At 32.5% G+C, this 16558-nt stretch carries 11 protein-coding genes; 7 read left to right on the top strand and 4 right to left on the bottom strand.

What is annotated here, in order from left to right:
* Positions 1-318, top strand: coding sequence for a hypothetical protein (locus tag QMO11_RS12800; RefSeq protein ID WP_075602079.1), 318 nt, complete (start codon positions 1-3; stop codon positions 316-318).
* Positions 319-1038: a LytR/AlgR family response regulator transcription factor gene (locus QMO11_RS12795; protein WP_282037647.1), complete on the top strand. Its 720-nt coding sequence runs from the start codon at positions 319-321 to the stop codon at positions 1036-1038.
* A gap of 2 nt (positions 1039-1040) precedes the next feature.
* On the opposite strand, the gene QMO11_RS12790 is transcribed toward QMO11_RS12795, so the two are convergent.
* Positions 1041-3038, bottom strand: coding sequence for a tetratricopeptide repeat protein (locus tag QMO11_RS12790; RefSeq protein WP_282037646.1), 1998 nt, complete (start codon positions 3036-3038; stop codon positions 1041-1043).
* 235 nt (positions 3039-3273) lie between these two features.
* Between QMO11_RS12790 and QMO11_RS12785 the strand changes: the two genes are divergently transcribed.
* Together QMO11_RS12785 and QMO11_RS12780 are read left to right on the top strand one after the other, a co-directional pair.
* A complete protein-coding gene (locus QMO11_RS12785) occupies positions 3274-4533 on the top strand; it encodes an oligosaccharide flippase family protein (protein WP_345741862.1) in 1260 nt (419 codons plus the stop codon).
* A 101-nt stretch (positions 4534-4634) separates the two neighbouring features.
* Positions 4635-5855 (top strand): glycosyltransferase, encoded by a 1221-nt coding sequence (locus tag QMO11_RS12780; protein WP_282037645.1) that lies wholly within the window; start codon positions 4635-4637, stop codon positions 5853-5855.
* 49 nt (positions 5856-5904) lie between these two features.
* On the opposite strand, the gene QMO11_RS12775 is transcribed toward QMO11_RS12780, so the two are convergent.
* From QMO11_RS12775 to QMO11_RS12765, 3 genes are read right to left on the bottom strand one after another with little or no spacing between them, the layout of a single operon-like run.
* Entirely contained in the window at positions 5905-7434 is a 1530-nt protein-coding gene (locus QMO11_RS12775) for a glycoside hydrolase 5 family protein (protein ID WP_282037644.1), read from the bottom strand.
* Positions 7424-8668 carry a hypothetical protein gene (locus QMO11_RS12770; protein ID WP_282037643.1) on the bottom strand — a complete coding sequence of 415 codons (1245 nt, stop codon included), beginning with the start codon at positions 8666-8668 and terminating at the stop codon, positions 7424-7426. The genes QMO11_RS12775 and QMO11_RS12770 overlap by 11 nt, the downstream gene beginning before the upstream one ends.
* Before the next feature lie 19 nt (positions 8669-8687).
* The gene (locus QMO11_RS12765; protein ID WP_282037642.1) at positions 8688-11774 is read right to left on the bottom strand and encodes a hypothetical protein; all 3087 of its coding nucleotides are present in this window, start codon (positions 11772-11774) and stop codon (positions 8688-8690) included.
* Positions 11775-12082: 308 nt separating this feature from the next.
* Between QMO11_RS12765 and QMO11_RS12760 the strand changes: the two genes are divergently transcribed.
* From QMO11_RS12760 to QMO11_RS12750, 3 genes are all read left to right on the top strand, one after another.
* Positions 12083-13228, top strand: coding sequence for a response regulator (locus QMO11_RS12760; RefSeq protein ID WP_282037641.1), 1146 nt, complete (start codon positions 12083-12085; stop codon positions 13226-13228).
* A gap of 291 nt (positions 13229-13519) precedes the next feature.
* A complete protein-coding gene (locus tag QMO11_RS12755) occupies positions 13520-14665 on the top strand; it encodes a response regulator (RefSeq protein WP_282037640.1) in 1146 nt (381 codons plus the stop codon).
* Between the two features lie 505 nt (positions 14666-15170).
* The gene (locus QMO11_RS12750) at positions 15171-16529 is read left to right on the top strand and encodes an alkyl sulfatase dimerization domain-containing protein (protein ID WP_282037639.1); all 1359 of its coding nucleotides are present in this window, start codon (positions 15171-15173) and stop codon (positions 16527-16529) included.
* Positions 16530-16558 lie beyond the last annotated feature (29 nt).

Below are 16558 nucleotides of genomic sequence, written 5' to 3'. Positions count from 1 at the left end.
ATGGAACAACCTAATTTATTGTACTTAGAAGAATTAGCTGATGGAGATAAGGAATTTGAAAAACATTTTATAAGTGTTTTAAAATCTGAGTTTCCACAAGAAAGAGATGAATATCTAGCGCATCTAAAAAAAGAAGAACTCTTAGAGGCAGGTTTAGTAGTTCATAAACTAAAAAATAAGATTAATATTTTAGGCTTATTAGAAGGATATAATGTAGCCATTACACACGAAGAATATTTGAAAGTAGGTAACGTTTCGTTAGTACAAGATTTTTTTATTACTTTAGATACTATTGAAACCTATCTTAAAGACATATAAATGAATTGTATAATTATTGATGACGAATCATTAGCTCGATTGGTTATAACTAAGCATTGTAGCAAGTTTCCTAATTTAGATGTTATAGAAGAATTTTCAAACGCTATTGATGCAATTAAATTCTTAAATAAGGAAACTGTTGATATTATTTTCTTAGATATTCACATGCCTGGTTTTACAGGATTTGATTTTTTACAAACCTTAAGGTACGATCCTTATATAGTTTTAACAACATCGGATAAATCTTTTGCTTCAGATGCTTATGAGTACGAAATTGTAATTGATTACCTTGTTAAGCCAGTTACAATTGATCGCTTTGAAAAAACTATAAAAAAGATTGAAAAAGCCAAAAGTTCTTTGACAACGACAGTTACTTCTCCAGTAAATAATAGTGAAGAGTCTGAAGTAGGAGACGAGTTATTTATAAATATTGACAGACGCTTAATCAAAATAAAATATCGTGATATATTATTTGTTGAAGCTAAAGGGGATTATATTGAAGTTAAAACAAATACAGAGCTTTATCGCGTTCACTCTACCTTAAAGAAAATAAAAGAAAAATTACCTGAACAGTTATTTCAACAAGTGCATAGATCGTATATTATCAATTTTTCTAAAATTGTAGATATTGAAGATAATAGTATACTAATTGAAAAATCTGTGATCCCAATAAGTAGGGCAAACAGACCAGAAATTATGCGTAGGTTAAATCTTCTGTAATATTATTGTTTATCTAATTTTTTATAAAATAATGGCAGCTTAGTAAGTTGCCATTTTATTTTTAAACCAAACTCAACATATTCAAATCCAGCTGCAGTTGCCGACGCAACATTACTATAAAGCCCATATATATTTACTGATAATCGCGAGCTTATTTCTTGAGTTAAGCCTACCTCAGCTCTAAATAAGGTGCTCAGGTCATCATCTTCAACTTTTTGTTGCCCTAGGGCAAAATTACTTATATAGCTGGTGTTTTTAAATAATTTTCCTCGAGAATCAACAAACCACTCTAAGGCATGGTATTGTTCCGGACTAAAATATACGGCTGGTAGCTGGTCTTTAAAACTCATATACTGATAATTAATACCTGTTTTAAGTAATGGTTTTCTCAGAAGGTTATAATAAACCGAGGTGAATAATAGATTTCTACTATTTTGATCAGTTTGTATAGTATACATCATTTGCGTATACCAACCTAGGTTTATATTTGTACCTAGATTATAGGTCATACTGAGGTGTTGCATTACAATTTCTTGAGCAATTAGTTCAGCATTGAAATTTTGCATTTCCCTTTTATACCCAATCGATAAATCATGCAAGGGAAAAGGTTTAATAGCCATTGTTAATTCAATGGTTGGTTGCATGTAATCTAACGAATCAGCATTTGCTTTATTTATACCAATTTGACCATTAAGTTTTATTTTACTGTTTATTACATACGAAGCTCCTGCCCCAATAGTATTAGATTCTGCATTATAAAGGGTACTTCTATTTTGAGTTTTACGGTATTTATACCATGCAAAAGTTGTTAGTTTCTCATTAATTGGAATGTAAAGGCTAGTGTTGCTCCATAATGCACTATTATCTCCATTATCAAAAGTAAATGCTAACTGCTCGTGTATATAAGGACTATACTGTTTGTTTAACTTATCTATAAATGCTAAAGCATCCTTTTGTTGATTGTAATACTCTAAGGTGGTAAAAGCCGATTGATAGGCTTTGTTTATTTGACTTGAAGCATAGAGAGCGTTCGCCTTTCCTAGGTTGCCATCAAATGATGCACTATCAATAACTAATATTTTATTATAAGCATCAATGCTTTTATCATACTCACTTTTGTACATGCCCAAAGTGGCCACAAGTGCTAAGTACCATTTCTCATTTTTGTGATAATTAGATAGACTATCAAGTTGGTTTTCCGCTAGTTTAAATTTTCTATTCCAAATTAAGGCTTGTGTAAATCTTTCATTAGCTAGTATATTTGATACAGAATCATTAGTGTTTAAACTTTCTGTTTTAGCTTTGGTAGCATAGCTCAATGCTATTTTATCTTTTTCGGCAATGTGGTACACTAAGCTGATACCGGCAAGTGATTTAATAGAATCCTCTTTTGTTATTGCCATCTTACTATATACATCAATTGCTTTCTCTTTATTGGAAGAAACCAAATACAGGTTAGCTAAATTTAGAAGTACATCTTTATCGTTTGGGAAATCATTAAATATTGATAGTAACATTTCTTCAGCCTTTGCATATTGTTTTTGTGTGCTATACGCATTGGCATATCCTAACTTAATATACTTGCGTGATACCTTTGCATTCGCATTTTGAGGTTTTAATTCTAATGCCTTATTAATCCACAAAAGTGCGGCTTCATATTCTTTTAAATTACTCAGTGTATTTGCGTAGCCTAGATTCGCAGTGAAGTTGCTTGGGTAGTCACTTACTAATTTTTTATACAGAGGTAAGGCCTCTTCAAATTTTTTTGCCCATAAGTAGGATTCGTAATAATTTAGAGTTATTTCTAAATCTTTTGGGTAGATCAATAATAAATCTTGAAATAGACTAATTGCTTTTTCAGGATCTCCATTTAAACCAACAGCTCTTCCGTAACAGAGTTGGGCTGTTTTATTGTTAGGGTAATTATTGAGAACCTCGGCAAAATATGACTCCGCTTTTGCAAAAGACCCTTTTTCTAGATAATCAAATCCTTCTTTCATGTTAAGCTGAGCTCTGCTTAGAACTGAAATGCAACAAAGAAAACTTAAGGCTAGAATTTTGACTATCATATTCATGTTCTTCTAAATTATGATGATTAAAGAATAATTGGCTCAATTAAAGTTACATTAAGCTAGTTAACAACCAAATACATATGGCAATATTTTTTTTACATATCAGCATATTTATTTTTTTATGTTCGTGTTTTTGTGTAATTTAAAATAAGTTTAACGCCTAATGCCCAATATGATACAGCTAAGTTTAAAAAGGATTAGTGAGGAACAAATATTTATGGCAAGTGTAATACTTGTTAATGGAGGTAATTATCTCTATAATCTATTGCTAGGTAGGATATTAGGTCCTGCTGAATTTGCGAACGCTGCCTTACAGATTACCTTGTTATTAATTCTTTCCTTTTTAGGTATGACCTTTCAGTTAACAACTGCTCGATTTGCCGTAGAACAGGAAAATAAGAATTGGATTGCACAACGTCATTTTTTAATTGTAGTATCTTCAATAGCTGGTATTATTATTGGTGTTTTGTTAATTATATTCTCTTCCCTGCTTCAAACAACATTTCATACCCAAACCAAATTAGTATTTATATTGCTTGGAATTGGTGTGCCATTGTATTTTATAATGAGTGTAATAAGGGGTACCTACCAAGGAAAACAGGCATTTAAGAAACTATCTATTTCGTATCAATCAGAAATGCTGAGTAGGCTTGTTATCACTCTTTCTTTACTTTATTTAACGGGTATTGAATCATCAGTAATAGTTGCTATAGGTATCCTTTTATCATTTGTATTTGGTTTGTACCCATCAAAGCTAAAAAATTATAAAAGTGTTACTAAGTCAGAGGTTAGGAATATAAATACTAGACCTATATATAGGTTTATGATGGTAACTGCGGGGTATGAACTTAGCCAGATCATTATTAATAATAGTGATGTGTTACTTGTTAAGCATTATTTTAATGACACGGATGCTGGACTTTATTCTGCTTTAGCCTTAATAGGGAGGGTTGTATATTTCGTGGCTTGGATGTTTGTAATGTTACTACTCCCTAAAGTTGTTCAAAAGAATAAAAATAATGAAAAAACAAAACCATTACTTTTTAAGTACATGTCAATGATAGCAGTACTATCTTTTGTTATTGTATGTACTTGTTATTTTGCCCCAAACCTTATTATTACTCTTATGTTTGGTTCTGCATATCTAAGCATGGCTCCGCTACTTTGGCAATATGCAGTAGCTACTTCCTTATTTGCTTTGGCTAATATTTTTGCCTATTACTTTTTATCACTCGATCAATATTTACCAGTTGTTCTGTCTGGTTTGTTTGGTTTGTTACAAGTTTTTTTAGTGGTGTTTTTTCATAATACTTTATATGAAGTTGTACATGTGCAAATTATAGCCATGGCTATTCTTTTATTTGCACAATTGGCTTTTTTTTTATTGACTATAAATGGATCAAAATCTAAAGGTTTAAGATAAACCAAATAGAAAGGAAGAATATAATCTTATAACGAGTAGCCATTTAGGTACTCATAGTATTTAATAATAAAAGATTAAGTATCAACGTAAAACTGACAGCTATGAAATTAGGAATTGTTACAGCTTATCCACCAAGTAAGGTTACTTTAAATGAATATGGGTATCATTTGTTACAGCACTTTAAAATGCAAAAAGGTATTACCGAGATTATCTTATTATGTGATAAAACTCAAGACGAAAAAGTTAATGTGCATTCTTCTGATGGGTGTAAAATAACCATTAAGGAATGTTGGGAATTTAATAGTTATAATAATCTTTTTAGTATTTCTAAGGCAATAAAAGAATCTAAGGCTGATTGTGTTTTTATTAACCTACAGTTTTTAAAATTTGGTGATAAAAAAATACCTGCAGCCTTGGGCTTAATGTTGCCTCTTGTTAATAAAATTAAAGGAATACCAACTATTTCTCTGTTGCATAATATTCTTGAACAGGTGGATTTAGAAAGTGCTGGATTTACTAAAAATCCAATACTTAAGAGACTTTATAGAGGGGTAGGGAATATGCTTACGCGATTTATTTTAAGTTCAGATATTGTAGCTGTAACCATTAGTAAATACGTAACTGTATTGAGTGAGAAATATAAAACAAAAAAAGTAAAGTTAGTACCACATGGCTCCTTCGAAACGCCTCCCGAACCTAGTTATGACCTTCCAAACGGGCCTAAACAAGTAATGTCATTTGGTAAATTTGGAACTTATAAGAAAGTAGAAGCTATGATAGAGGCTGTTGAGAAAGTACGCCAACGTACCTCCGAGGATATTGAAATTGTTATTGCCGGAACTGATAGTCCAAATACTCCTGGTTATTTAGATGGTGTTGCTAAAAAATATAGTGATATTGAAAAAATTCGTTTTACTGGCTATGTTGCTGAAGAAGATGTACCTGTCATTTTTAGTGAAGCCGCGATAGCCGTTTTTCCTTATACCTCTACCACCGGAAGTTCTGGTGTTTTGCATCAAGCAGGGAGTTATGGAAAGGCTGTTGCTATGCCAGATTTAGGCGATTTGAGTATTTTGGTTAAAGAAGAAGGGTATCAGGGTGAGTTTTTTATTCCTGAGGATGTTGATTCAATGTCGGAGGCAATTGAAAAGGTACTTGTAAATGATCAATATAGAATAGACCTTGGCGTAGCCAATTATGAAGCTGCCTGTTCCATACCAATGTCTAGAATTGCAGAAATATATGTAGAAGAATTTAATAAACTTATTGTATTAAAAGATAAAGGTAATCGTGTAGGGAAAGTTAAATCACAAACTGCATAGATTTAACTAATTGTTATTTTATTGGCCCTTTGTTTGATGGGTAAGGTTTTTATTGACCATCAAATAAAGGGAACGCTTCTTTTCTATTACCATTCTTATCAATAATACCAAAACTGCTTTGTTTGCTTTTGTGCCATGGTTTATAACCAACTACACTATTGGGTATGTGATTAAAATCGTAAAGAGTCCAAAAAACAAAACCAAGGTTTAATTTATCAATTTGTTTTTGCATTAGATTGTAATATTCTCTTTGTTTTTGTTGAGAACTAGAAAAGGCATTCCAAATGCCTGAATACGAACTATACCCATACTCTTGTAGCATGATAGCTTTGTTGTTTATACTATTACTTAGTTTAGCTACTCTTTCGTTAAAAGTTTGTGGGTTGAGATAATCATGAAAAGACACAAAGTGTAGATGTGAAGCTAATAATTCAGCAGATTCTGCATTTGACCATCCTATTGTAATAGGATGGTTTGTATCCCAAATTTGCATATTTCTAATCATTTCGTTTAGCCACAAAATAACATTAGCTCTTCCTCTTGTTTCGAAGTCTAAATCAGGTTCATTTTTTATATCCCATGCAAATAGGGCAGGCTCTTCTTTTATACTATTAATTACAGATTGTGCATGTTTTAATGTTGGAGCTATATCTGTCACATCATAATTTCCGTAAAAATCGAATAACGTAACTATCACCTTTAGGTCATTATTATGCGCTAAAGTGAGGGTTTTTTTTAACTTTTTAATTTTTTCTTGATCAACATATTCTTTACCAAACTCTTCGTATTGAACAAATATTCTTATTGTATTTAGTCCCATAATTTTGAGTAATGCAAAATCTTTATCTATAATTTTAGGATTAAATTCTTCTCCGAACATTTTCCAGGGTGAAGATTGTGGATAATAGTTAAGACCTTTAGTTTTCGATATTTTTCTTGATAGTTCGCTATCATTGGGTAGTATAGGTAATTCTTCAAGGTCATTGATTTTTTCAAGTTTTAAATGTCTTATTCTCCAATAACCATCCTCAAAAAGTAGCATTGCTCTATAATCACAAATATTTTGTGTTGTAGCAATGGTGTTGCCATTATTAATATAATGAGAGGCTAACTCAATATTTTTATCTTCTAATATTACTATATGTCCATCTGCACTATAAAACTTCACATCGATATTATGAGTTAAAGCAGCTGATTGAACTTCAACTTTCTTTTTTTTATTAGAAAGTATAGTCCTTTTAATATTTTGGTATGCACTATCTGTATAGTAGTTTTTCATGCCGTATAAGTTATTGTCTCTGAGTGCATTGTGTTTTAGTTGCCAAGCTTGAAGATAATCCTTTTCAATATTTAAGATAGTTTGTTTTTCTATTGTCCGCCCTATACAGTTGGCCGTTTCCCAATTGATCTTTATTGAATTGCTTAATTGTTGCGGCGTTGCTATATTTAATATTTTAGAGCGATCAGCTCCTGTATTCATATATGCTATTGCAGAACTAATCCCAAAAATTATGATTCCATTGACTAGTAAAAAAGAAATAATAACAAGTACTCTGTAAAGGTTTTTATTAATAGACATCATCATAAATTTCTATTTGAATAGTTTTTTTAATTCCCATTAGAATTATTTCAGCAACATAAACATCAGCATCAAAGAAATGAGTAGAAAGATCAATAAAAGCTGTGCCACCTTGGGTATCAACTTCTGTTTCGTAGGTTACATTACCTTGTTTATTTATTATTCTGCATTCCACTATGTTACCATCAGGTAGTTTCTGACCCATATAACTTAAGATAGAGTGTATTTTTAGAATTCTCTGAGTAGTATCATAAGATAATTGGTAATTCAAGGTAGATTGTTTAAAATTTACCTTAATAGTGTTACTGCTTGAAGCTCCATCTACATAAGCTTTTATTTTCCAATATTGAGCTTCGGATGGATGCAAGAATTTAACATTTGCTTTCCCATTAATAGTGGTTCCACTGGCAGAAAAGAATTGATCTTTATTTGAATGAATAGTAAAGTTTATAATGGTTCCATCGCTAATTGTATTGTTATAAATGTCTTTAATCTGACTAGTGTATATTTCCATTAACTGATTGCCATCTGCATAATTATGATTACACTTACTGTAGATATTAAAGTTGTCTGGTATGGCAGGTGTAACGCTGCTTTCCATTTCCTTACTCTCACCATTTGTTGTTGCTGCAGCTATATAAAAAGGACCAGTCTGTTTTGTAGAAAAAATATTATGATGGACCAAGAAATCATTTGTTTTGAGTGCTATCTTATTTCTTCTGTTTTTAAATTGTTCACTTACAATTATTGAACTGCCATTTATTAATGGGTTATCATAGATATCAGTTGGCACAACAACTAACATCGAAAAATCATGACCTCCAGCTACAATACTGCGAGGTCCAAGGTAACTTTCTAGATTGTTATGTGATTGGTTTATAGGCAATATGTTAATTATGCCAGATTCTAAACTAATACCATTATGTACAAGTTGCCATTCGCATAATCCTGCTTTTTTGATTATACGATCATCTACGTTGAAAATTAGTGTGTCCTCTTTTATTAAAGGTTTTTGAATAGTTTGCACATAGGAATTTTTTATAATTAAATGTACTGCACTATCTCCTTTATAGATAAAACGAAGGTCAACAGGCTTGCCCGCATAAATATCTGTAATTGTATCTAGGTAGCTTACATATGAGATTGCACTACTCTCAACCTTGTTAGCTTTGGTACAAGCTATTAATATTATTAAGCACGCAAAATATATAATTTTAGTATTCCATTTTATCATAAAAACACATGTTTTTATTTTACCTAGGATTCCCTATGTAACTATTAGTCTCAAATTTTAAATATGCCGATTTATCATTTTTATAAGATAATAACTGATTCTCTTTATTGTCGTTATTTCTGTAGGGAAATAATATCTTACCAATTGTTTTGTTAGATAAACCATTCACAAAACAATTACTAATATCGCTACTAATTATCTGTAAATTAGATAAGTCTACTGGTTTGTATTTAAAAGTTTGTGGACGATGAATTCGTGCACTTTCAGTAATGAATATATTGTCAATCCAAATTAGTTCTTTCCCTGTATTATAGTAAGATACGATTACTTGGGGAACAGTTGTTTCCTGAAGTCCGCTGTTAAAAACAGAGCCATAGTATACGCTATCAATAAATTGGATCCCTTGTAAATTTAAACTTTTATATAAATCGGTTATGGCAATATTTCCTTCGCATTGGATGTTAAATTTTTGTGGTTTATCCAGCCAGTCGACACTGGTAAACTCGTCGGGATTAAAAACTGTGGGTTTAGTATCTGAATTTCCCGACCAAGCTATGCCCTCAAAATCTACTCTAAATACGCTTGTTTCTTTGGGCATTAGTTTATGCTTAATCATATATTTTGAATTGTACGAAGCTAGTTTTTGATCGTTTTGATTATAAAGGGAAACCTTAATGTTTACATCGGCAGGAACATTATCTACATTTTGAATTTCACCAACAATTGCATAAATACTATCTAACTGGACTAATTTTGCTGAAAGAATTTCTATAACTGGTTGTTTTAGAGCATCCTCGTGATTGGTTTGTTGGGTTGTAATGCGTCTGCGGCCATGGTTATAATATTCGTTTTTATTGCCGGAGTAAAATTGGTTTGGAGGTATGTAGTTTCCATATTTTAAAGGCTTTATGTACCACTTTGCATTGTGCTTTACAACTTCTCTCCGGTAAGTTCTTTGAATAACTTCTAAAGGAGTAACCCATTTTGCAACAACCTTAATAATTGCCTTATTATCTTTTTCATCAATTATAGTTGTTCCTATTGAGTCTAACTTAGCGTATGAGCTTAATAATCCATCAGTAACAGCAATTTTTTGCATATACATATCCATTTCCTCTCCAGAGTCGGGGTCTAAATAACTAAAGGCTCGTTCAAACTCTTTAAAATCAAGGGCATCGTAATATGCGTTTACAATATTCTCAGGACTAACGTGAGAAGTATTTCTCATGTAGTAATAGTGAATACCAAAAGCCAAACATACGATAACCATAAAAGCCCAAACATGATTAAAATAGGCAAGTTTGCCTGGGAACCTTTCATACTTTGTTGTAAATTTTAAATAATCAGGACACCCTTTCTTCATAGGATTTATTTGTAAATACCAACGTCTTAGTATACTTATTATAAAAGCAAGAATTAGTGTAAGTATGGGATTAATTCCCCACATCAGGTTTATATACTTTGATGATTCATCTTTTGGTAGAATTTTGGATAATGGGGGTACCCCCAACTTCTCCCATACTTGAATGCCATTTTCTAATCTACTTAATCGCTGCCAACCACAGAAGTAAAGTAATGGATCGTAAAACTTATCGTTAGAAAAAATATATTTCAGATTATACTTTTCAGGTACAACTAAAAACTGTTGCAAAGAACCGATTCCTTCAATACCTCTAAATTTTGAATTCTCAAGTCGTTCCACTGCCCTTGTTGTCAATTCTGGTAATCGTCGTGCAGAATGGTAGTTTCCATCAACAGTTAATGCTGATGTTTGTGCAGACAACCAGGCCATTTGATCTCCAAATCCTAAAGTTAGGTAGCGCCAATGGTAGTGTTGATCTTGATGCAGAAAGTTTATAATGGGAAGCATATTAATCTTCTCGGGTTGCGATGGTCTAAAGTAACTTAGACTTACTGTAAATACCACCATAAACAATAAACCTACCGCCATAAATCCACCAATAAGCCTGTGGTAAATTGAGCTAAAGTATTTTGTGAAAAATGCTTTTAAATCACCTTCTGCTAATCGGTAAACAAGCTCTCCAAAGATGGGTAAGGCCAAAATGGTAGCCCATAATGTAAATCTGTCTAATGTAAGTATATTGAAAGCAGTTTCTCCTAACATCATTCTTGGCAAAGGTGTTGTACCTCCAGTACCTAATAAACTTAATAGGGCTAAAGACAAACCGAAGAAAACATAGCGCTTACTAAAGAAACGGTAAAAAAGATAGGGCATAATAAAAAGCATTACTCCCCATGGAATTAGAAAAAATACTAAGCCAGAAGATCCTACTTCAATAAAATTATCGCGCGACCCATGTGGAATAGCAACTTGCGTTATGGGGTTCTTTTTTGAATTAATCCAATAAGGAAGAATGCAAAATACAATTAAAAATAAAGAACAACCACCAAATACTACAATGCGCCAAAATGCTTGTTTAAAAGCGATCCAAAAGTGGAGAAGGCGTATTGCTTTAAAGGAGTCTACTTGCTCTCTAGCCAAGTCCATAACAGCCATACCTATAAGTGGAAAAATGAAGAATACCATACCAAATATTGGTGTAACATGATGTGATGTAACTGTTAAGGCAATTAAAGATAACCCTTTAACGAGTTCTACCCTTTTCCCTGTTTTAATCCATAAATATATTTTAGGTAGCGAATGTAATAATACAGAAACACCCACGATGCTAGGTAATTGCCCAAAAAGGTGAAGCGTTTCTATAAAGGTTGTTGAAAAACAAGCTAATATAGCTGTGTAACCAGCAACACTGTAGTTGCCAGTTAACATTAAAGCAAATCGATATATGCCTGTAATGAATAAGATAATACCACAAAAAGCAACGGTAAATAATCCAAATTTTAGTCCGGCAATATAAGAAAGTAGAGCAATACTCTGATGAACTAGTGGTGGGTAGGATTGCACAGTAAATCCTGTATACCATCTGTATTCCCAAGGATCAAACCAACTATTTGCATAATGGTCGGCAAAGAACAAATGAATTAGCGCATCATATGTACTTTCTAATGTGAAAAATAAAGTAGACCCATGAAATGCCAATGCTGTTATAAGTGCAATATATAATAAAGAGTTTTTTGTATTCATTGACTAGTAACTTTTTTTAAGTAGGTATTCAATAAAGTTTTATAAGCATCCGAATTACACTTTCATATATAAATATAGAGTATTTAATATAATTATTTGCATTAATCTTAGTATTCATAAGGGAATTAATGATTTATATGCTGTTTATTAAAATATAAGGAACTACAAATATGTTTAGAAAAGTTGTTTGCTTAATTGATTTATTATAAATTAGATAGCGAAAGGCACGTTAGATAAACTCACATATACATGGAACACTTACTTATCATATAACAAAACGTATAATCCATTAATCAAAATTTTAACTTATGAAAATATTAGCAATTGATGACCAGAATCTCATTCTAATGTCAATCCAAAAAAGATTTTCACAATTGGGGTATGAAGTATTTACAGCACAATCAGGATCAGAGGGAATAAAACTATTCGAAAAGGAAGATCCAAATTTGGTTATTGTAGATATTAACATGGAGGGTATGTCAGGTTTAGAGGTGGTAAAATACCTTAGAAATGAAAAAGAGTCTAACGTGCCAATACTTGTTCTCTCAGGAAACCAAGAGGAAGAGATTATTATGGATGGTTTTGAATTAGGGATTAATGACTATATGAAGAAACCCGTTAGCTTAAGAGAGGTAACAGCTAGGGTAAAGCGAATATTTAATAATCAACCCCATCCAGCATCTCTCAATTTGGAGGTTGATGAAGTAACTATGTTACAAAAAAACTGTATAGGTGTTGTGGTGCCTTGTTATAATGAAGCAGAACGGTTATTAGGAGGGGAATTTGCTGACTTTGGCAAGTATAATACTGGATATCATATTTGTTTTGTAAATGATGGTAGTACAGATAATACTTTGGAACTTCTTGAAGATTTACAAAGAAAGAATAAGGATATTATAAGTGTTCTAAACTTAAAGAAAAATGGAGGGAAAGCTGAAGCAGTTAGACAGGGTATACTTCATTTAGCTAAAGATCTTGAATTAGATTATCTTGGTTTTTTAGATGCTGATCTATCAACTAATTTTGAGGATTTTAAAGATTTAGTAGATACCATACAGCACTCTAATTATAAAATTGTGAGTGGCTCCAGAATTGATAGAATGGGAGCAAACATATCTAAAGAGTCTTCTCGGGCTTTAATCAGTTTAACAATCAATGCAATTATTCAAGCTATTTTAGGTATGAAATTTAAGGATACCCAATGTGGAGCAAAAGTAATGGATAGAGAGGTAGCTACAAATATGTTTAAAACAGTTTTTATTACTCGTTGGCTATTTGATGTTGAGATATTTATGAGGATGAAATTATTTTATGGTGCAGATAGAGCCAAAAAAATGATATGCGAGCAGCCTCTAAAAAGATGGGAGCATATGGATGGTTCAAAATTATCAATGAAAGACTCCATAAAAATTGTTGGGCAACTAGCAAAAATTGCTACGCATTATAGATCCTAATAAATTCAAGTAGGCGCATTTTGAATTCGCAAGTTTAAATCAAAAATAATAAAGCATCCCTAAAACAGGGGTGCTTTATTATTTTGCCTTGGAAACTAAATTTCCTTATAAATGGATACCATTCTGTTTTAACTCCTTTAAAAAAGAAATTTTCATATTTAAATATATTACCAAGATGAATTAACTGCTAATATATTATATCTATCGATACAATAGTACCATTCGTCTATGCAGCTCTTATAGGGCTAGCTCAAAGTGCTAGTTTTGACATGTAAACAAAAACTTTGAGTCATGAAAATTTTAGCCATAGATGATCAGAATTTGATTCTAATGTCAATTAGTAAGAGGTTTAGACAATTAGGTTACGAAGTAATAAGGGCTATATCAGGTATGCATGGTATAGCAAATTTTGATAAGTATAATCCTGATTTGGTAATAGTGGATATTAACATGGAAGGTCTTTCAGGACTAGAAGTGGTAAAGTACATTCGTAATAAAAAGAAGTCTGACACGCCAATTTTAGTTTTATCGGGTAATATGGATGAAAAAACCATTACGGAAGCATTTAACCTTGGTATTAATGATTACATGAAGAAACCTGTAAGTTTAAAAGAAATAGGAGCGCGAGTTAAAAGAATTTTCAACAACGAGGGACACCCAAATTCTGTGAATATTAAAACAAAGCAGTCTACTATAATTCATAAACATTGTGTGGGTGTAATTGTACCCTGCTACAATGAGGCAGATCGCCTAGATAGTGAAGCTTTTGAAAACTTTGTTCGCCGTAATCCGGGTTATCATTTATGTTTTGTAAATGATGGTAGTACTGACCATACATTAGGGGTTATTGAGGAATTAAGAGACAATAATTTAAATACAATTAGTGTATTAGATCTAGAAGAAAATGGAGGCAAAGCAGAGGCTGTTCGTCAAGGTGTATTGCACTTGAGTAAAAACTCGCAGCTCGACTTTATTGGATTTTTAGATGCGGATTTATCTACCAACTTTGAAGATTTTAAAGATTTAGCATATACCATTGAGCATTCTAATTATCAAATAGTAAGTGGGTCTAGGATTGATAGAATGGGCGCTACTATTGCCAAAGAATCATCACGTAAAATTATCAGTTTAAGCATAAATATGATCATTCAATACATATTAGGAATGGGGTTTAAGGATACTCAATGTGGCGCTAAAATTATGACCAAAGAGGTAGCGCAAAACATGTTTAATAAAAAGTTTATTACCAGATGGTTATTTGATGTTGAAATTTTTATGCGCATGAAAAAATTCTATGGCAAAGAGAGGGTGAAAGAATTAATTTGCGAGCAACCGCTTAAGAGATGGGTTCATATGGATGGTTCAAAATTATCGATGAAAGACTCGCTAAAAATTGTTGGACAGCTAACCAAAATAGCAACTCACTATAGCGCCTAAAATTAGGATACGTTATATGAATTAAAATAGTTGATTATTAAATATTACTCAATTTAGTTTTTGTTTTTACGTTAGCATCAGGATTTATTTCTGGTGCTTTTTTTGTAATATTTAGCGCATAAAAAAAGGGATTTCAACCGTTGTTGAATCCCTTTCTTTTAACCTAAACCCTAATCTATGAAAAAAAACTTCTTATGTCTGTTTAATGTGGGTACTTCTAAAAAATTGGAAGGCTTTGCAACCTTCCAATTTATAACCTAAACCCTAACCTAATCTATGAAAAACTCTCTTGCTCTTCGTTTTTAGTTTAATCAAACACTATGCCAAAAGTTGCCAGAGAACTATTTTTTGGCTGTTAAAGTGTTGTTATTTCTACGTTTTAATTCTCTCTGTAAAAAACGATGCTTTATATTTGTGTTTAAGCGATTGATATTACGAAGCGTAATGTGTTATGACAGAGTATAATTCGAGTAGGAATAGATAAAATAATATTAAAATTGATTATATGATTAAATATAAAATTATACTAACCATTCTTGTGGGAGCTTTATGGCTTTGTTCGTGCAGCGAGCAAACTTTTCAGAAAGACGAGGTAGAACACCCAAATCTCACAAAGCTTAAAAATCAAACTGCTGAATTTAGACCTGAGATTATTAAAATGAATGAGCAGGTGTATGTTGCTGTGGGGTACGACGGTTCAAATTCTGCCATGATTATAGGAGATGACGGTGTTATAATTATTGATGCTTTAAGATCGTTAGGGGCTGCAGAGAAAGTTGCGGAAGCATTTAGGCAAATATGTGATAAGCCCGTTGTAGCTTTAATTTACACCCACGGTCATCAAGATCATACCGGAGGTACATCTGCTTTTGTGGGTGCAAATGAAGCTGTACAAATTATCGCTCGCGAGGGTTTTAAAGAGGAATTGCAAGAGCACTCCCCTGTGGAAAAGATTTTAGCAAAAAGAAATGCACGTCAGTTCGGTCGTAACTTACCAGATAGTGAGATTATTAATAGGGGAGTAACAGCGGGTAGAACACCAACAGATAGAGTAGGGAAGGGTTACATAGCTCCGAATAGAACTTTTAGCGATTCACTATTTATTACTATTGCAGGAATTGACCTAGAGTTATATGCTGTAAATGCTGAAACAAACGATCATTTATTTGTTTGGACACCAAGTTTAAAGGCATTATTTACTGGTGATAATTATTACAAAGCTTTTCCAAACTTATATGCCATTAGAGGTTCGCGCTATAGAGATGTTAAATCTTGGGGTGAAGTTGTAAAAATCATGAGTACCTTCCCAGTTGAACACCTAGTTCCAGGACATACCCGCCCATTAACTGGAGCTGCGAATGTTCATCAGAATCTTACAAACTATGCATCTGCTATTTTAAGTGTTTACGAGCAAACTATTGCCTGCATGAATAAAGGTTATACCGTACAAAAAGCCGTAGAGAGTGTAAAACTACCGGCTGATTTGCGCGAGCAAGATAATTTACAAGAGTTTTATGGTTCAGTAGCTTGGGGAGTTCGGTCTATTTTTGCGTTTTATGTGGGATGGTTCGATGGTAATCCTACCCACCTTTATCCATTAGAATTAGTTAATGAGGCAGCGCACATTGTAAAAATGGCCGGAGGAGAAGAAAAAGTATTGGGGCATTTAAATAGTGCCTTTGAAGATGGCGATTATCAGTGGGGACTGCAATTGTCTGATTATTTGTTGCAGCTTAATTACAAAACAAGTGAGGTTACCGGATTAAAGATTGCCTTGTTACGAAAGTTGGCTGCTCAACAAATTAATGCGCCTGCTCGTAATTACTACTTGTCGTTTGCCAACGAATTAGAAGCCGAATTGTAATAATTTACAGGGATTCTAAAAAAAAGGTT

It is taken from the genome of Saccharicrinis aurantiacus, from assembly GCF_947489045.1.
Classification (GTDB): Bacteria; Bacteroidota; Bacteroidia; order Bacteroidales; family Marinilabiliaceae; genus Saccharicrinis; species Saccharicrinis aurantiacus.
Note: the sequence above shows the minus strand (reverse complement) of the source record. Positions and strands in the feature narration are given on the sequence as shown.